The organism is Embleya sp. NPDC001921 (genome assembly GCF_053594475.1).
In genome coordinates this window covers 83,063-100,128 of record NZ_JBSFEO010000017.1, presented here as the reverse complement: position 1 = coordinate 100,128, position 17,066 = coordinate 83,063, and the positions used below count along the sequence as shown (strand labels likewise).

General features: G+C 72.9%; 16 protein-coding genes and 1 riboswitch. Of the genes, 13 read left to right on the top strand and 3 right to left on the bottom strand.

Annotation, left to right across the window (positions count from 1 at the left end; translation table 11 throughout):
- Nucleotides 1-47 precede the first annotated feature (47 nt).
- The gene (locus ACWCPW_RS21095; protein ID WP_449763110.1) at nucleotides 48-338 is read left to right on the top strand and encodes a hypothetical protein; all 291 of its coding nucleotides are present in this window, start codon (nucleotides 48-50) and stop codon (nucleotides 336-338) included.
- A 152-nt stretch (nucleotides 339-490) separates the two neighbouring features.
- On the opposite strand, the gene rpe is transcribed toward ACWCPW_RS21095, so the two are convergent.
- Nucleotides 491-1,165, bottom strand: a complete 675-nt coding sequence (gene rpe / locus ACWCPW_RS21090; protein ID WP_449763109.1) for a ribulose-phosphate 3-epimerase — start codon at nucleotides 1,163-1,165, stop codon at nucleotides 491-493.
- A gap of 188 nt (nucleotides 1,166-1,353) precedes the next feature.
- Nucleotides 1,354-1,499: riboswitch (FMN riboswitch) on the top strand.
- Between the two features lie 162 nt (nucleotides 1,500-1,661).
- Between rpe and ribD the strand changes: the two genes are divergently transcribed.
- From ribD to ACWCPW_RS21050, 8 genes are all read left to right on the top strand, one after another.
- On the top strand, nucleotides 1,662-2,738 hold the full coding sequence (ribD, locus tag ACWCPW_RS21085) for a bifunctional diaminohydroxyphosphoribosylaminopyrimidine deaminase/5-amino-6-(5-phosphoribosylamino)uracil reductase RibD (RefSeq protein ID WP_449763203.1): 1,077 nt from the start codon (nucleotides 1,662-1,664) through the stop codon (nucleotides 2,736-2,738).
- Nucleotides 2,739-2,741: 3 nt separating this feature from the next.
- Complete coding sequence (locus ACWCPW_RS21080) at nucleotides 2,742-3,353, top strand: riboflavin synthase (protein WP_449763108.1); 612 nt, start codon at nucleotides 2,742-2,744, stop codon at nucleotides 3,351-3,353.
- Nucleotides 3,350-4,012: a nicotinamide mononucleotide transporter family protein gene (locus tag ACWCPW_RS21075; RefSeq protein ID WP_449763107.1), complete on the top strand. Its 663-nt coding sequence runs from the start codon at nucleotides 3,350-3,352 to the stop codon at nucleotides 4,010-4,012. Before ACWCPW_RS21080 ends, ACWCPW_RS21075 begins: the two co-directional genes overlap by 4 nt.
- A gap of 29 nt (nucleotides 4,013-4,041) precedes the next feature.
- Nucleotides 4,042-5,376, top strand: a complete 1,335-nt coding sequence (locus ACWCPW_RS21070) for a bifunctional 3,4-dihydroxy-2-butanone-4-phosphate synthase/GTP cyclohydrolase II (protein WP_449763202.1) — start codon at nucleotides 4,042-4,044, stop codon at nucleotides 5,374-5,376.
- 192 nt (nucleotides 5,377-5,568) lie between these two features.
- A complete protein-coding gene (ribH, locus tag ACWCPW_RS21065; RefSeq protein WP_449763106.1) occupies nucleotides 5,569-6,060 on the top strand; it encodes a 6,7-dimethyl-8-ribityllumazine synthase in 492 nt (163 codons plus the stop codon).
- 56 nt (nucleotides 6,061-6,116) lie between these two features.
- Entirely contained in the window at nucleotides 6,117-6,380 is a 264-nt protein-coding gene (locus tag ACWCPW_RS21060; RefSeq protein ID WP_449763105.1) for a phosphoribosyl-ATP diphosphatase, read from the top strand.
- Between the two features lie 83 nt (nucleotides 6,381-6,463).
- Nucleotides 6,464-7,327 (top strand): ATP phosphoribosyltransferase, encoded by an 864-nt coding sequence (hisG, locus tag ACWCPW_RS21055; RefSeq protein ID WP_402232268.1) that lies wholly within the window; start codon nucleotides 6,464-6,466, stop codon nucleotides 7,325-7,327.
- Nucleotides 7,328-7,401: 74 nt separating this feature from the next.
- Nucleotides 7,402-7,866: a PH domain-containing protein gene (locus ACWCPW_RS21050; protein WP_449763104.1), complete on the top strand. Its 465-nt coding sequence runs from the start codon at nucleotides 7,402-7,404 to the stop codon at nucleotides 7,864-7,866.
- 40 nt (nucleotides 7,867-7,906) lie between these two features.
- Here the strand turns inward: ACWCPW_RS21050 and ACWCPW_RS21045 are convergent, their stop codons facing one another.
- Together ACWCPW_RS21045 and ACWCPW_RS21040 are read right to left on the bottom strand one after the other, a co-directional pair.
- Complete coding sequence (locus ACWCPW_RS21045; RefSeq protein WP_449763103.1) at nucleotides 7,907-9,649, bottom strand: pyruvate dehydrogenase; 1,743 nt, start codon at nucleotides 9,647-9,649, stop codon at nucleotides 7,907-7,909.
- Between the two features lie 105 nt (nucleotides 9,650-9,754).
- Nucleotides 9,755-11,554: an AAA family ATPase gene (locus ACWCPW_RS21040; protein WP_449763201.1), complete on the bottom strand. Its 1,800-nt coding sequence runs from the start codon at nucleotides 11,552-11,554 to the stop codon at nucleotides 9,755-9,757.
- Nucleotides 11,555-12,238: 684 nt separating this feature from the next.
- Between ACWCPW_RS21040 and ACWCPW_RS21035 the strand changes: the two genes are divergently transcribed.
- From ACWCPW_RS21035 to ACWCPW_RS21020, 4 genes are all read left to right on the top strand, one after another.
- Nucleotides 12,239-13,387, top strand: coding sequence for a PucR family transcriptional regulator (locus tag ACWCPW_RS21035; RefSeq protein WP_449763102.1), 1,149 nt, complete (start codon nucleotides 12,239-12,241; stop codon nucleotides 13,385-13,387).
- Nucleotides 13,388-13,525: 138 nt separating this feature from the next.
- Complete coding sequence (locus tag ACWCPW_RS21030; protein WP_449763101.1) at nucleotides 13,526-14,635, top strand: CaiB/BaiF CoA transferase family protein; 1,110 nt, start codon at nucleotides 13,526-13,528, stop codon at nucleotides 14,633-14,635.
- A 196-nt stretch (nucleotides 14,636-14,831) separates the two neighbouring features.
- Nucleotides 14,832-15,692 carry a DUF3050 domain-containing protein gene (locus ACWCPW_RS21025; protein WP_449763100.1) on the top strand — a complete coding sequence of 287 codons (861 nt, stop codon included), beginning with the start codon at nucleotides 14,832-14,834 and terminating at the stop codon, nucleotides 15,690-15,692.
- Nucleotides 15,693-15,738: 46 nt separating this feature from the next.
- Entirely contained in the window at nucleotides 15,739-16,854 is a 1,116-nt protein-coding gene (locus ACWCPW_RS21020; protein WP_449763099.1) for a M24 family metallopeptidase, read from the top strand.
- The last annotated feature ends 212 nt before the right edge of the window (nucleotides 16,855-17,066 follow it).

Genomic DNA, 17,066 nt, shown 5'->3' with positions numbered 1-17,066 from the left:
TGACATCAAGATACCTGCTTCTTCCTCGCACCGCCGGGAGCGCGACCATGCCCATCGACTTCCACAGCGACGCCAACCGCCTCACCTACGCCCGACGCACCCCCGGTGCGGAGTGGGCGGACCTGATGCGCGAACCGGTCCACCCGGCCGGCGCCCGCGAGGTCGCCGCGGACCTGCGCGCCCGCACCGGCCGCTCGATCCTGCACGAGCTCACCGATTCCGAACTCGACGACCCGGCCGCCTACATCGAGGCCGAACCCGCCGCCTCCACCCCGATCACGAGAGCGACTTCTGGACCGGTTGGTCGGCGAAACACCGGTTGGTCGGCGAAACACTGAAAGGGGCCTCCCGCCCCGGCGAGGACGACGAGAGGCCCGACCTTCACTCTTTGTGACGAAGCCCGCGAGGCTCCGAGTGCCGCGCCCCGAACCCGAATCCCGCCGCCTGTTCACGCAGCGCAACGGCCGGCGGGTGGGCGCGACACGTCCGCCTAGTGAGCGCAGCGCTGCGCGGCCCCGGTGGCCAGCGCCCGCAGCCGGTCCACCGCCGCCCCCGGATCACGCCCGTCGAACACCGCCGACCCCGCCACGAACACGTCCGCGCCGGCCTCAGCGCACATCTCGATCGTCTTCGCGGACACCCCGCCGTCCACCTGCAGCCACATCTGCAGGCCGTGCTTGGCGATCAACTGCCTCGTCCGGCGGATCTTCGGCAGCATGATGTCCAGGAAGCTCTGCCCGCCGAAACCCGGCTCGACCGTCATCACCAGGAGCATGTCCAGCTCCGGCAGCAGGTCCTCGTACGGCTCGATCGGCGTGGCCGGGCGCAGCGCCATCGACGCCCGCGCGCCCTTGGCCCGCAGGTCCCGGGCGAGCTTGACCGGGGCGGTCGCGGCCTCGACGTGGAAGGTCACGCTGCCCGCGCCGGCCTCCGCGTAGGCGGGCGCCCAGCGGTCCGGGTCCTCGATCATCAGGTGCATGTCGATGGGCGTGTCGGTGGCCTTGATCAGGCTCTCGACCACGGGCAGGCCGATGGTCAGGTTCGGGACGAAGTGGTTGTCCATGACATCCACGTGGAGCCAGTCGGCGTTGCGCACCTGCGCGACCTCGTCGGCGAGGCGGGCGAAGTCGGCGGACAGGATGCTCGGATTGATCTGCACGGTCATGCGCACAGAATCTCATCGCCGCCACAGTCCTTCGGCACCGCCTTCGGCCACCGAGCTGACGACACGTCAGATCATCCACGCCGCAGTCGTGTTCCGGTATACGAACGCACCGTGACGGACGGCACAGGTTGCCCAAGGTCAACGTTGTCGGCCGTCGTGGCACACTTCGAGGTGTACGAAAGTCACGTACGCGCGCTCCGGGGTCGGTGAAAATCCGAACCGGCGGTTACAGTCCGCGACCCGGTCGACGCCCCGCATCAGTGGAGCGACGGCCGGCTGAACCGGTGGAATTCCGGTACCGACGGTCAAAGTCCGGATGGGAGGCAGCGCGCGGCGAGCGACTGCGGCATGTTCGCGTACCCTCGGTGCGCCGTCATCCCCGCACGTCACTTCGTCGTGCCGTTCTGCCCGAAAACACCCCGGTGCCCCGCGTCGAAACGCGAGGAGGCACGAGGTGCAGGGCAACACCACCCCGCCGGTCGACGAGACCGCCGCGATGCGCCGCGCCATCTCGCTGGCGAGCCGCGCCCTGGGGCACACCAGCCCCAATCCCGTGGTCGGCTGCGTCGTGCTCGGCGTCGACGGCACCGTGGTCGGCGAGGGCTTCCACACCCGCGCCGGCGCCCCGCACGCCGAGGTCGAGGCACTGCGCGCGGCGGGATCCGCGGCCCGCGGCGGCACCGCCCTGGTCACCCTCGAACCCTGCTCGCACACCGGCCGCACCGGCCCGTGCACCCAGGCCCTGATCGACGCCGGCATCCGCCGGGTGCGCTACGCGGTCGCCGACCCCAACCCGGCCGCGGCCGGCGGCGGCGCGGTGCTGCGCGCGGCGGGCGTCGACGCCGAGGGCGGCCTGCTGGCCGACGAGGCCGAGGCGGGCAACCGGGCCTGGCTGACCGCGACCCGCCTGGGCCGTCCGCACGTCACCTGGAAATACGCCGCCACCCTGGACGGCCGCAGCGCCGCCGCCGACGGCAGCAGCCGCTGGATCACCGGCGCCGCCTCCCGCGCCGACGCGCACCTCCTGCGCGCGAGCGTGGACGCGGTGCTGGCCGGCTCCGGCACCCTGCTCGCCGACGACCCGCACCTGGCCGCACGCGAGATCCCCGACGTCCGGCAGCCGCTGCGGGTGATCGTGGACACGCACGCCCGCACCCCGGCGAACGCCCGGGTCCTGGACGACGCGGCGCCCACCCTGATCGCGGTCGGCCCCGACGCGGACGCCGCCCACCTGCCCCAGGCCGCCGTACTGCGCGTGCCGCGCGCCGACGCCGGCCTGGACCTGCCCGCGTTGCTGAAGGAGCTGTACGCGCGCGACGTACGCGCCGTGCTGCTCGAAGGCGGTCCGACCCTGGCCGGCGCGTTCGCCGCGGCCGGCCTGATCGACACCGTCGTGGGCTACCTCGCCCCCGCCCTGCTCGGCGCCGGACCCGCCGCCCTGGGACCGGCCGGAATCGCCACCATCTCCGAGGTGTTGCGACTGGACGTCGACGACGTCGCGCGCCTTGGCACCGACATCCGCATCACCGCCCGCCCCCGGCCGGAATCCGCCGGCCGAACGAAGGAGTCCTGACGCATGTTCACCGGAATCGTTGAGGAACTCGGCGAGATCGTGGCCATCGAGCGGCTGACCGACTCGGCCCGGATCACCATCCGCGGCCCCGTCGTCACCACCGGTGCCCGGCACGGCGACTCGATCGCCGTCAACGGGGTGTGTCTGACCGTCGTGGACGACAAGGTCGACCCGGTCGAGGCCACCTTCACCGCGGACGTGATGCAGGAGACGCTGGACAAGTCGAGCCTGGGCGCGCTCACCACCGGCGCGCGGGTCAACCTGGAGCGCCCCATGGTGCTCGGCGGACGGCTCGGCGGCCACCTCGTGCAGGGCCACGTCGACGGCACCGGCGAGATCCTCGCCCGCACGCCCGGCGAGGAGTGGGAGGTGGTGGAGATCGCGCTGCCCGCGCACCTGGCCCGCTACGTGGTGGACAAGGGCTCGATCACCGTGGACGGCATCAGCCTCACCGTCGTACAGGCGCACGACGCGAGCTTCACCGTCAGCCTGATCCCGACCACGCTCGCGCTGACCACGCTGGGCGTCAAGACCGTCGGCGACCCGGTCAACCTCGAGGTCGACATCATCGCCAAGTACGTCGAACGGCTGGGCACACACGGGGGGACATCGTGATCGGCTGGCTCAACGACGCCGCGTTCACCGTCGCCGACAAGCCGGTGCCCTGGTCCGACCTGCTCGGGCAGATCGCGTCGCTGGCCACCGTGGGGCTCGCGCTGCGCCGCAACCTGTGGGCGTGGCCGGTGCAGATCCTCGGCGCGGCACTGCTGATCGCCGCCAACACCTCGGTGCACCTGGGCGGCAGCGCGATGCGCAACGTCGTCATCATCCTCGCGGCCGGCTACGGCTGGTGGCGCTGGGCCCGCGGCCGGCGCGACACCGGCGAGGTGCAGATCCGCTTCGGGACCACCCACGAGCGCATCGCGCTGGTCGCGGTGATGGCGGCCGGCACCGTCGGCTTCGCGCTGCTGCTCGAGCGCACGGGCATCTCGTGGGCGCCGTGGCCGGACGCGTACATCTTCGTCGGCTCGGTGGTGGCGATGCTCGCCCAGGCCCGCGGCCTGTTCGAGTTCTGGCTGGTGTGGATCGCCGTGGACATGGTGGGCGTGCCGCTCGCCGTGCAGCACGGCCTGGTGTTCAGCGGACTGGTCTACGGCGTCTTCTTCGTGATGTGCGTCGCCGGACTCGTCGACTGGTGGAACCGCTCCCGGCGGTACCGGGACAACGGGGCTGCCCGTGTGGCAGACCGGCACCTGGAAGGGGCAACGGCGTGAAGACCAGCAGCGAAACCACCGACATCGAGGTGCCGGCGCAGAAGGCGGCGCCGGAAGCCGCATCGGAGGAACTGGTGCTCGACTCGATCGAGGACGCGATCAAGGCGATGGCCGCCGGCGAGGCGATCGTGGTCGTGGACGACGAGGACCGCGAGAACGAGGGCGACCTGATCTTCGCCGGCGAACTGGCCACCCAGGCGCTGATGGCGTTCATGATCCGCTACTCCTCGGGCGTGGTCTGCGTGCCGATGCGCGGCGCCGACCTGGACCGGCTCAAGCTGCCGCCGATGACCGCCGTCAACGAGGACCGCAAGGGCACCGCGTACTCGGTCTCGGTGGACGCCAAGGACGGCGTGGACACCGGCATCTCGGCGGCCGACCGCACGCACACCGTGCGCCTGTTGGCCGACCCGGACACGGTGGCCGGCGAGCTGACCCGGCCCGGCCACATCTTCCCGCTGCGCGCGGTCGAGGGCGGCGTGCTGGTGCGCCCCGGGCACACCGAGGCGGCCGTGGACCTGGCCGAACTGGCCGGCCTGGCACCCGTGGGCGTGATCTGCGAGGTGGTCAACGACGACGGCACGATGGCCCGGCTGCCGCAACTGGTCCCCTTCGCCCGCGAACACGGCCTCAAGATCGTCACCATCGCCGACCTGATCGCCTACCGGCGGCGCACCGAGCGCACCATCGAGCGGGCCGCGGAGACCCGGCTGCCCACCGCGCACGGCACCTTCCAGGCGATCGGCTACCGCAGCACCGCCGACGGCGTCGAGCACATCGCGCTGGTGGCCGGCGACATCGGCGACGGCGAGGACGTGCTGGTGCGGGTGCACTCCGAGTGCCTGACCGGCGACGTGTTCGGCTCGCTGCGCTGCGACTGCGGCCCGCAACTGGAGGCCGCGCTGGAGCGGGTCACCGCCGAGGGCCGGGGCGTGGTGTTGTACATGCGCGGCCACGAGGGTCGCGGCATCGGGCTGATCCACAAGCTCCAGGCCTACCAACTCCAGGACGCCGGCCACGACACGGTGGACGCCAACCTGGAACTGGGCCTGCCCGCCGACGCCCGCGACTACGGCACCGGCGCGCAGATCCTGGTCGACCTGGGCGTGCGCTCGATGCGCCTGCTCACCAACAACCCGGCCAAGCGCGCGGGCCTGGAGGGCTACGGCCTGGAGATCACCGGCCGGGTCGCGCTGCCCGTGCACGCCACCGCGGACAACCTGCGCTACCTGCTCACCAAGCGCGACCGGATGGGGCACGACCTGCCCTGGCTGGACCCCTCCGACGAGGCCGCGACCGCGCCCTCGGTCGGCGAGGTCGCCGAGGTCGTCGACGCGAAGGGCCACGCGGTCAGCACCGCCTGACCGACCGCGGTCTCACCCGTATCGGTGAAACGCGCGCGGCACCGTCCCCGCCGCGCCGATAGGTTCGACCCGCGCGAACCCGTTCGATCCGCTCCACCCGCGAACCCGCGCCGGCACCCCGGGGCTCGATTCGCCCTACTTGACCACCGCAATCAGGCTTTCAGCCGTTCCAGCCGAAGGACACCGACAGACATGAGTGGCGCAGGAGCCCCGAAACTGACCGTCGAGGGCTGCCGTGACCTGCGCGTGGGCGTGGTCGCCGCGCAGTGGCACACCGCCGTGATGGACGGACTCGTGGACGGGGCCCTCAAGGCCCTGAGCGAGCTGGGCATCACCGAACCCACGCTGATCCGCGCCCCCGGCGCGTTCGAGCTGCCCGTGCTCGCCAAGGCGCTGGCCGGGCGCGGTTACGACGCGGTGGTCGCGCTCGGCGTGGTGATCCGCGGCGGGACCCCGCATTTCGAGTACGTGTGCTCGGCCGCCACCGACGGCCTGACCCGGGTCGCGCTGGACACCGGCGTTCCCGTCGGCTTCGGACTGCTCACCTGCGACACCGAGGAGCAGGCCCTGGACCGGGCCGGCGTGCCCGGCTCGCGCGAGGACAAGGGCCGCGAAGCGGTGGAGGCGGCCGTCGCGACCGCGATGGCGTTGCGTACGCTCTCCGAACCGCGGCGTTCGGCCTGATCGACGCACCGACAGGTCGCACGCGCCATGCCACCCACAACCACGCGATGGGCACCATGAAGACGTTTGAAGAGCTTTTCGACGAGCTGCGGGCCAAGGCGGCCTCCGGTCAGGAGGGCTCGCGCACGGTCGAGCTCGTCACCGCCGGTGTGCACACGATCGGCAAGAAGGTCGTCGAGGAGGCCGCCGAAGTGTGGATGGCCGCCGAGCACGAGGGCGCCGACCGCACCGCCGAGGAGATCTCCCAGCTCCTTTACCACCTCCAGGTGATGATGGTCGCTCGCGGCATCTCGCTGCAGGACGTATACGCTCACCTGTGACATCCGCCGTCCCCGGCCCGTCGTCCGGGCCGGGGGCGCCGCCGTACCGCAACCTCGTTCGGCACCTCCCGAAGGGTCATTCCATGCTGCGCATCGCCGTCCCCAACAAGGGTTCCCTCTCCGAGCCTGCGTCGGCGATGCTGCATGAGGCGGGCTACCGCCAGCGCAAGCACTCCAAGGAACTGGTGCTGACCGACCCCGACAACAACGTCGAGTTCTTCTTCCTGCGCCCGCGCGACATCGCCATCTACGTCGGCTCCGGCCGGCTCGACGCCGGCATCACCGGGCGCGACCTGCTGATGGACTCGGGCGCCGAGGCCGAGGAGATCCTGCAACTGGGGCTGGCGCCGGCCACCTTCCGCTACGCCGCGCCCGCCGCGCTGGCCCGGGAGCTGGACGGGCAGGGCAAGAAGGGCCTGGCCGGGCTGCGGGTGGCGTCCTCCTACATCGGGATCGTCGAGCGCGACTTCGCCGACAACGGCATCGAGGCCGCCGCGCTGGTCAAGCTGGACGGCGCGGTGGAGACCGCGATCCAACTGGGCGTCGCGGACGTGATCGCCGACGTCGTGGAGACCGGCACCACGCTCGCGCAGGCGGGCCTGGAGGTGTTCGGCGAGCCGATCCTGCGCTCGGAGGCGGTGCTGATCCGCCGGGCCGGCGCGGAGACCTCGGCCGCGCTGGAGCAACTGGTGCGCCGGCTCCAGGGCGTCCTGGTCGCGCGCAGCTACGTGATGATGGACTACGACATCCGGGTCGAGCGGGTGGAGGCGGCGGTCACCCTGACCCCGGGCCTGGAGTCGCCCACGGTCAGCCCGCTGCACAACGAGGGCTGGGTGGCGGTGCGCGCGATGGTCCCGCGCAAGAACGCCCAGCAGATCATGGACGACCTGTGGGAGATCGGCGCCCGCGCGATCCTGGTCACCGGCATCCACGCCTGCCGCCTCTGACACCCGGTCGGTCCGTTCCCGCCGCGCGCGCGGGCGGACCGACCACCCTCACCCCACCGGAGAACCGTTCCGCCATGAGCGCCACCACTCCCGCCGCCGACCTCCCGCGCACCTGGTACGCGAAGCGCAGTCGTCTCATCACCGCCGTGCTCGGCGCGGTCATCCTGGTCGGGTTGTGCGTGCTGGCGCTGATGTTGCCGGAGGAGGGCGGCTGGGGGTTCGGCTCGCGGATGGGCGTCGCGCTCACCGGCGTGCTCGGCCTGGCCGCGATGCTGATGCTCGGCCGACCGAAGGTGGTCGCGGCGGCGAGCGGGGTGACCGTGGTCAACCTGCTGCGCACCACGCACCTGGAGTGGGCCCAGATCGTCCGGGTCTACCTGCGCCAGGGCGACCCGTGGGCGCAGATCGACATGTCCAACGGCGACACGCTGGCGGTGATGGGCATCCAGACCTCCAACGGCAAGGCCGACGCGATCACCGCGACCCGCGAGCTCCGGGACCTGGTGGACAAGTACGGCACGGGCGCCGAGGCGAGCTAGACGGCCCGCCGCTTCCTCGACGCCGGCCCGGCCCGCCCGCTCACGGCCTCGGCACGTTGCGCAGGTTCGACCTGGCCATCTGGACCATCCGGCCGACGCCGCCGGCCAGCACCGTGCGCCCGGCGCTCAGGGCGAAGCCCTGGATCTGCTCGGCGGTGATCTTCGGCGGGATGGACAGCGCGTTGGGATCGGTGACGATGTCCACCAGCGCCGGGCCCTGGTGCGCGAACGCGTCGCGCAGCGCGGCCCGGACCTGCCTGGGCTTTTCCACCCGCACCCCGAACGCGCCCGCCGCACGCGCGATCGCGGCGAAGTCCGGGTTCTTGTTGGTGGTCCCGAACGGCTCGAGCCCGGCGACCATCATCTCCAGCTCGACCATCCCCAGCGACGAATTGTCGAACAGCACGATCTTCACCGGCAACGCGGACTGCACCAGGGTCAGCAGGTCGCCCATCAGCATCGAGAAGCCGCCGTCCCCGGACATCGACACCACCTGCCGGTCCAGGTCCAGGAACTGCGCGCCGATCGCCTGGGGCAGCGCGTTGGCCATCGAGCCGTGCGAGAACGAACCGATGACCCGGCGCCGCCCGTTCGGCGTCAGGTAGCGCGCCGCCCACACGTTGCACATGCCGGTGTCGACGGTGAAGATCGCGTCGTCGGCGGCCTCCTCGTCCAGGATCGAGGCGACGTACTCGGGGTGGATGGGCACGTGCTTGTCCACCTTGCGGGTGTACGCCTTCACCACGCCCTCGAGCGCGTCCGCGTGCTTGCGCAACATCCGGTCCAGGAACCTGCGGTCGGTCTTGGCCCGGACCATCGGGGTCAGCGCGCGCAGCGTCTCGCGTACGTCGCCCCACACCGCCAGGTCCAGCTTCGTGCGCCGACCCAGGTGCGCGGGTCGTACGTCCACCTGCACGGTGGCCACGTCCTGTGGCAGGAAGGCGTTGTACGGGAAGTCGGTGCCCAGCAGGATCAGCAGGTCCGCCTCGTGCATCGCCTCGTACGCGGCGCCGTAGCCCAGCAGTCCGGACATGCCCACGTCGAACGGATTGTCGTACTGGATGTGCTCCTTGCCGCGCAGCGCGTGTCCCACCGGCGCGTTGATCCGGTCGGCGAAGGCCATCACCTCCTCGTGCGCGCCCGCCGTGCCCGCGCCGCAGAACAGGGTGACCCGCCCGGCCTCGTCGATCATCCGGGTCAGCGCGGCCAGGTCCGCGTCCGCCGGGCGCACCGTCGGGAGCGACACGGGCGGCGCCGGCCGGTAGGCGTTCTCCGGCGCGGGCCGGTCCGCGACATCGCCCGGGAGGGTGACCACCGACACCCCGCCCAGGCCCACCGCGTGCCGGATCGCCGACTGCAGCACCCGGGGCATCTGCTCGGGGGTGCCGATCATCTCGCTGTAGTGGCTGCACTCGACGAACAGTCGTTCGGGATGTGTCTCCTGGAAGAACGCGGTACCGATCTCGCCGCTGGGGATGTGCGACGCGAGCGCCAGCACCGGGGCGTGCGAGCGATGCGCGTCGAACAGGCCGTTGATCAGGTGCAGGTTGCCCGGGCCGCAACTGCCCGCGCACGCGGCCAGCGTGCCGGTCAGTTGCGCCTCCGCGCCGGCCGCGAACGCGGCCACCTCCTCGTGCCGTACGTGCACCCAGTCGATCGCGGCGTTGCGCCGCACCGCGTCCACGATCGGATTGAGGCTGTCGCCCACCACGCCGTACAACCGGCGCACCCCCGCCTGGGCGAGGATGTCCACGAACTGCTCGGCGACGCTCTGCTTGGCCACGGGAGACCCTTTCGTCCTGCTCGACCGGCGGCCCGGCGCGTGCCGCCGCGCCCGCCCGGCGGTCGAGAAGCGATGATCGGATAGCCCTACCCGTGCCTGCCCCGGCTATCCCCGGCCGTCGGCCAGGTCCCCGTATGCCTGGAAGAGATCGGACAGGCGCAGCGTGGTCAGCTCGGCCAGGTCCGGCCCCTCCGCCAGCTCCACCAGCCGCACGTCCCGGTACATGCAGCACTTCTCGTACAGGGTGCGGACGAAGCGGGCGTTGCCCAACTCGTCGATCCAACCCTGTTCGCGCACGTGGCCGGTGATGCTGCGCAGCTCGGCCGCCGCGTCCTCGTCCCACGTGTCGCCGCCGCCGGCGGCCATCACCTCGGCGATCCGGGCCAGGTCCTCGGCGCCGTAGGAGGGGAACTCGACCCGGGTGGTGAACCGCGACATCAGGCCCGGGTTCGAGGTGAGCAGCCGGTCCATGCCCTCCGGATAGCCGGCCAGGATGATCACCAGCCGGTCCCGGTCGTCCTCGGCCCGCTTGAGCAGCACCTGGAGCGCCTCGTCGCCGTACGCGTCGCCCTTGGAGTAGCCCACGTTGGTCAGGCCGTACGCCTCGTCCACGAACAGCACGCCGCCCAGCGCCGAGTCGATCAACTCGCCGGTCTTGACCGCGGTCTGGCCCAGGTACTCGCCGACCAGGTCGGAGCGCTGGGCCTCGACCAGGCGGTCGCTCTCCAGCAGGCCCAGCGCGGCGAAGACCCGGCCGAGCAGCCGGGCGACGGTGGTCTTGCCGGTGCCGGAGGGGCCGGAGAAGACGAAGTGCCGCTTGGGGGCCTGCGCGGGCAGGCCCTGCGCCTCGCGCAGCCGGGCCATCCGCATCTGCGCGGACAACGCGCGTACCTGGCGCTTGACCGGCTCCAGGCCGACCATCGACTCCAATTCGGCCAGTACCAGCGCGAGTTCCTCGGGGGCGGCGGCGGGGCGCATCGGCGCGGATCGGCCGGCCGCCCGGTTGTCCGGGTCGGGCTGGGATTCGACGTCGACGCCGTCCGGGATCGGGTCCGGCTCGCGCTCGACCTCGGCGGCGGGCGGCGGCCCGGCCGGCGGGGGAGCCGTCGCGGGTATCGGCGGCAACACGTCCGGGAGCGGGCCCCGGCCGACCACGGGACCGGCCAGGCGCGCGGTCATCCCGCCGTACTCGTCCAGCGGTTCGCCGGCCGCCAGCGAGGACAGCCGCGCGGCGGTGTCCATGAACGAGGGGTCCGCCTGGTGCACGGCGCGGTACAGCGGCAGCGCGGCCGGGGTGCGACCGGTCTCCTCGTACGCGCGCGCGAGCCAGTAGCGCAGCTCCTTGCGCTGCGGGTGTTCCGAGCGGCAGCGCACCAGGGCGGTGGCGAGCACCTGTTCGGCCTTGGCGTACAGCCCCAGGCGCACCCGGGCCATGCCCGCGAACAGGCCCGCCTCGACGCCGAGCAGCGCGTCGTCGTCCAGGCCGGCGGTGTGGCGGAGCAGTTGTTGCCAGTCCTTGCCCAGATAGGCGCGGCAGGCGAGGAGGAACCGGGTGGCCGCGTCCTGTTCGGCGGGCGGGCACAGGGCCAACGCCGCGTCCAGCTCGGGCAGATGGCGCCCGTCCAACCAGTGCGAGGCGTGCGCGAGGGCCAGGTCGCGCGGGGTCTCCAGGACCAGTTGTACCCACCAGCCCAGCCAGTACCAGGAGTTGAGCGGTCGGCCGTATTTCGCGCGTTGCTCGCCGAAGCGTTCTCGATGGGTGTGCATGGCCACCACCGCGGCGGCCACCTCCACCTTGAGCGCGTGCAGCCCCAGCCACGCGTCGGCCATGCCCGGGTCGGCCTCGACCGCGGCCCGGAACTGCACCTCCGCCTGGCCGTATTCGCCGGCGACGTAGGCGTCCATGCCGCGCAACCAGGCCAGTTCGGCCGGACTTCCGGTACGTGCGCCACGATCGGTCTGTCCCACGGTGGACCCCCCTTCCCCCGGCCGGTCCTCTCCGCGTGCCCGTGTCCCCGAGGGGACTTCGAGAGGATGTCGGCCCGCTGCCGATGAATCCCGGTGCGTCCATTCCGCCCGATCGGCGACGCCCCTTAGAGCCTCTCCCGTTCCGCTGCCCGTCACGCGCTCTCGCGCGAGGCGGTCACGGATGGTGTCCGCGTCGCCACGCGTTTCGTCCCCGCGCATCGTACCGAGCGGGGCCCGGCAATCCGAGGGGCGAAAGGTATTTGGGGTGGTGAGTGCCGCCGTCGGGCGCGTGCCGGTGGTGACGTGGGGGCCCGCGGATCCGGGGGCGGGCGCCGATCGACCCGGCGCGGTGCGAGGAAGCCTCCGGCCGCGGGGGAACGGCCGGAGGCTTCGTCTCGACGCGGGGCCGGCGAGGGGGTCCGGCACTGCCGCTGGACCGCAAGCTATGGCGATCCGGACACAACGGTCAAGGACGCCACGCCGGGAAATCTCCGGACGGAACGTGATCTTCGTGAATCGGCCCCGATCGGGGATCGTGCGCCCCGCGCACTCCGGGAGTGCACTGCCCACGCGCTCTCCGTGGTGCTGACGCGCGTGTGTTCGTAACGCTACGGTCGGTATATGGGCAACCTCGGGGACGCGGGCGGAACGGCAGCCGGGGGCGAACCATCGCTTCGTCCCGGTGACAAGAGTGGTGGCGGGAGCGGCCGCGCGGCGGTGGCGGGCGCCGCGCCGCGACGGCTGCCGCCGCGGCGCCGCAAGGCGGTCGGCGGCGGGGCCAGCGCGCCGGAACCGGGACTGGTGCCCAGGGCTCGGGTCGCGGGGGCCTCGACGGCGTGGGACGCGGGCGGCGACCCGCGGCCGGTGCCCGCGCAGGCCGGCCCCGCCGCGTCCGCCGCCGCCGCTCCCGCGAAGGTCGTGCGTCAGGCCGGGCGTCCGCTCGTGGAGACCGCGATCGGCCTGGCGGGTCGACTCGCGCAGGCCGCCTCGGACGTCAAGTACCGCAGCGACCTGATGCGCGATCTGCTGACCGGGCGCAGCACCGACCTCGCCGGCTGGGCCGCGCTGCCCAGCGGCCCGCTCCTGGTCGTGGTCGCCGAGCCCGATCCGCCCGCGGCGAGCGGCGACGCGCGGGCGATCCGGGCCGGCCAGGAGGCGCTCGCCCTGGCGTGGTCCACGGTGCTGGGCGCGCGTGCCCCCGAGGCGGCCGTCGCGGCGTACCCGCGCGAGGTGGTGGCCCTGCTCGGCGCGCCCGACGACGGCCGGTCCGCGCGCGTGGTCGCCGAACTCGCCGCCGTGGTGCACGCCGACTGCGGCACGCTGATCCGCTCGTTCACCACCGGCATCAGCCGCCCGGCGGAATCGCTGGACGCGCTCCCGGCCGCGTACGAGCAGGCGCGGCGCGCGGTGGCGGCGGGCCGGCGCATCCACGGACCCGGCGCGGTGGCGGACTTCGATCAACTCGGCGTCTTCCGCCTGCTCAGCCTGATTCCGGACCCGGGCGAGCTGGACCGCTTCGCGCGCGAGGCGTTGCGCTCGCTCGCGCATCCGCGCGATCCCGAGGCGGCGGACCTGCGCAACACGTTGCAGGCGCTGCTGGACACGAACCTGAACGTGGCCGAGACCGCCCGCAGGCTCTACGTGCACTACAACACCCTGCGCTATCGGATCACCAAACTCGAGCGCCTGCTCGGGCCGTTCACCCAGGACCCGCACCTGCGGCTGAATCTGATGATCGCGCTCCAGATCGTGCGCATGCAGGGACGCTGACACCGGCGGGCGGGCGGGTGCCCCCGGCGCGCCGACCCCGGCGCGGGCACGGCGCAACGGGCCGGCCCGAGCACGCGACACGGCGCGGGCGGTCTGCTTGACTGTGCCAGGCAATCGGGCGTGGCGTGGGGAGTGGGCATGGGTGCGCTGGATGGCGTCAAGGTGGTCGAGCTGGCCGGGATCGGGCCCGGGCCGTTCGTCGGCATGATGTTGGCGGACGCCGGGGCCGGGGTCATCCGGGTGGACCGGCCCGGTGGCGCGACGATGCCCTCGATGGTGGTCGGGCGCGGCCGGTTGGGCACGCTGGAGGTCGACCTCAAGGATGTCGCCGCGCGCGACTCGGTGTTGCGGCTCGTCGAGGGTGCCGACGTGCTGATCGAGGGCTTTCGCCCCGGCGTCACCGAGCGGCTGGGGCTGGGGCCGGACACCTGCCTGGAGCGCAACCCGGCGCTGGTCTACGCCCGGATGACCGGCTGGGGCCAGCACGGGCCGCTCGCGCCGCAGGCCGGGCACGACATCAACTACATCTCGATCTCCGGGGTGTTGCACTCCTTCGCCCGCGCCGGCGAGCGCCCGGTGCCGCCGCTGAACCTGGTCGGCGACTACGGCGGCGGCGCGATGTTCTGCGCCTTCGGCATCCTGGCCGCGCTGCTGGCGGCGCGTACGACCGGGCGGGGGCAGGTCGTCGACGCGGCGATGACGGACGGCTCGGCGACGCTGAGCGCGTTCATCCACGGGATGCGCGGAATCGGCGGCTGGGCGGGCGAGCCCGGCGAGAACCTGCTCGACACCGGCGCTCCGTTCTACGACGTGTACACCACCGCCGACGGTCGCCACCTCGCCGTCGGCGCGATCGAACCGCAGTTCTACGCCCTGCTGTTGGCCGGTCTCGGGCTCGCCGACGAGGACCTGCCCGGGCAGAACGACCGGGCGGGCTGGCCGCTCCTGCGCGAGCGCTTCGCCGCCGTGATCGCCGGCCGTACCCGGGACGAGTGGACCGCGGTCTTCGCGTCGACGGACGCGTGCGTGACCCCGGTGCTCACCTGGGACGAGGCCGCCGAGCACCCGCACAACCGGGCCCGGGACACCTTCGTGCGCTCCGACGGCATCCTCCAGCCCGCGCCGGCTCCCCGCTTCTCGGGCACGCCCTCGCTCGTCGGCGACGCCGGCGGCCGCCTGGACGCGGCCCTGCTTCGGACCTGGGGCCTGACCCCGGACGAGGCCGCGAAGCTGGCCCCCCAGGACTGACCGGAGCAGGACCCGAAGCCACTCGACGCCCCCCGAACTCCACCCGAAGCCGCGGTCGTTCGGCGGCCCTCGCGCGCGCGGCGCGCATCATGGCACGCGCGTGCCCCGCGCGCCGGGAATTGCGCGACAAATGTTTCGACGCGTAGCGATCTCTCTACGATCGGTAGCCGCAGCCGCCGACCACACGCGAGGAACCATGGACCCCAGCACGCTCACCGGCACCATCGGCACGATCGACACCACCGTCCCGCACGCGCGCGCGGCAAGCGCCGACCCCATCGCACGGCTGCTCGGCGAGACCGCCCCCGTGCGGCAACGCGTGCTCCGGCACACCGTCTACCGCGAGCTCACCGACCTCACCGCGATCCGGGTGTTCATGGCGCACCACGTGTTCGCCGTCTGGGACTTCATGTCCCTGCTCAAGAGCCTGCAACGGCACCTGACCTGCGTGGAGATCCCGTGGGTGCCGCGCGGCGACGCGGAGATCCGGCGGATGGTCAACGAGATCGTGCTCGGCGAGGAGAGCGACACCACCTCGCTGGGCCCGCTCAGCCACTTCGAGCTCTACCTCGCCGCGATGGACGGGGCCGGCGCCGACACCCGACCGGCCCGCCGCTTCCTGAGCCTGCTCGCGGACGGGGTCCCGGTGCCCGAGGCGGTCGCCGCGTGCGGGGCGCCCGCGGGGGCCGCCGCGTTCGTCACGCGCACGTGGCAGGTGGTCGAGCACGCGCCACTGCACTGCGTCGCCGCGTCCTTCGCGCTCGGCCGCGAGGAACTCATCCCGCGCATGTTCGACCACCTCACCGCGCTCGACGACCTGCACGAGGGCCGGCTCGCGGTGTTCGGCGAATACCTCGCCCGGCACATCGAGGTGGACGGGGACGACCACGGCCCGATGGCGCTGCGCCTGCTCGGCCGGTTGTGCGCCGCCACCGCGGACCCGGCCCGCGCGTGGCGCGAGAGCGCGGGCACCGTCACCGTCTCGCTGCGCGCCCGCGCCGACCTGTGGGACGCGGTGCGCGCCGCGATCGACGCGGCCCGTACCGGGGCCGGCTGAAACGCGGCCTTGCCCGGGGCCGTGTGACGTGTCATATGTTGGGCGCGTGACCCACGACGCAGCCCTCCACCCCACAGACCGCCTCGGCCGCGCTCAAAAGGCAGCCGCCGACGCGGGACTGGACGCCCTGCTCATCTCGCCCGGCGCCGACCTGCGCTATCTCACCGGCTACGAGGCGCTTCCGCTGGAGCGCCTGACCTGCCTGGTGGTGCCCGTCGGCGCCGAACCCTTCCTCGTCGTACCCGGCCTGGAGAAGCCCGCCGCCCTCGCGTCGCCCGCGGGAGCGCTGGGCATCGACGTGGCCGGCTGGGGCGAGACCGAGGACCCGTACGCGCTGATCGCGGGCCGACTGCCGCGCGGCGCGGCCCGGGTCGGCCTGGACAACCACATGTGGGCGGAGAAGGTGCTCGCCTTTCGCGCCGCCCTGCCCGACGCCGAACAGTCGCTCGCCGGCGAGGTGTTGCGCGAACTGCGGATGCGCAAGTCGGCCGCCGAGGTGGAGGCGCTGCGCCGGGCCGGCGCGGCGATCGACCGGGTGCACGCGCGCGTGGGCGACTGGCTCCGGGCGGGCCGCACCGAGCGTGAGGTCGGCGCGGACATCGCCGACGCGATCATCGCCGAGGGCCACGTGCGGGTGGACTTCGTGATCGTCGGCTCCGGCCCCAACGCCGCGAGCCCGCACCACGAACTCTCCGACCGGGTGATCGAGACCGGCGACGTGGTCGTCGTCGACATCGGCGGCACCACCGCCGACGGCTACTGCTCGGACGAGACGCGCACCTACAGCGTCGGCGAACCGCCCGCCGAGTTCCGCCGCTACTACGACGTGCTCGAGCGCGCCCAGGCCGCCCAACTCGCGGCGGTCCGGCCCGGGTTGACCTGCGAGCAACTCGACGCGGTCGGTCGCGACATCATCACCGAGGCGGGCTACGGCGAGTACTTCATCCACCGCACCGGTCACGGCATCGGCATGGAGAGCCACGAGGACCCGTACATCGTCCAGGGCAACACGCTGCCCCTGGAGCCGGGCATGGCGTTCTCGATCGAGCCCGGCATCTACCTGCCCGGCGCGCACGGCGCGCGCATCGAGGACATCGTGGTCTGCGGCGAGAGCGGCGCCGACCCGATGAACGTGCGTCCGCACGGGTTGGCCGTGGTGTAGGTCCGTTCGTGGTGCCGCCGGTCGCGGCCCGCCGCCCGCGAACCCGGATCCGGCCGCCGCCGGCCGGCGTTCGGGGCGCGGGCCGCGTCGGTGTCGGGCGAGGGCGGGGGCGGCGCCGTACGATCGTGCGCAACGGCCGGGGGGCGAACCCCACCCGGTCCGCCGCCGGCCACCGCCGGATCCGGCCACCTCCGGACCGCACGGAAGGACGT

Coding starts and splice junctions, on each gene's coding strand:
- ACWCPW_RS21095 (WP_449763110.1), top strand. CDS start 48: ATGCCCATCGACTTCCACAGCGACGCCAACCGCCTCACCTACGCCCGA.
- rpe (WP_449763109.1), bottom strand. CDS start 1,165: ATGACCGTGCAGATCAATCCGAGCATCCTGTCCGCCGACTTCGCCCGC.
- ribD (WP_449763203.1), top strand. CDS start 1,662: ATGCGCCGCGCCATCTCGCTGGCGAGCCGCGCCCTGGGGCACACCAGC.
- ACWCPW_RS21080 (WP_449763108.1), top strand. CDS start 2,742: ATGTTCACCGGAATCGTTGAGGAACTCGGCGAGATCGTGGCCATCGAG.
- ribH (WP_449763106.1), top strand. CDS start 5,569: ATGAGTGGCGCAGGAGCCCCGAAACTGACCGTCGAGGGCTGCCGTGAC.
- ACWCPW_RS21060 (WP_449763105.1), top strand. CDS start 6,117: ATGAAGACGTTTGAAGAGCTTTTCGACGAGCTGCGGGCCAAGGCGGCC.
- hisG (WP_402232268.1), top strand. CDS start 6,464: ATGCTGCGCATCGCCGTCCCCAACAAGGGTTCCCTCTCCGAGCCTGCG.
- ACWCPW_RS21050 (WP_449763104.1), top strand. CDS start 7,402: ATGAGCGCCACCACTCCCGCCGCCGACCTCCCGCGCACCTGGTACGCG.
- ACWCPW_RS21040 (WP_449763201.1), bottom strand. CDS start 11,554: ATGGACGCCTACGTCGCCGGCGAATACGGCCAGGCGGAGGTGCAGTTC.
- ACWCPW_RS21035 (WP_449763102.1), top strand. CDS start 12,239: ATGGGCAACCTCGGGGACGCGGGCGGAACGGCAGCCGGGGGCGAACCA.
- ACWCPW_RS21030 (WP_449763101.1), top strand. CDS start 13,526: ATGGGTGCGCTGGATGGCGTCAAGGTGGTCGAGCTGGCCGGGATCGGG.
- ACWCPW_RS21025 (WP_449763100.1), top strand. CDS start 14,832: ATGGACCCCAGCACGCTCACCGGCACCATCGGCACGATCGACACCACC.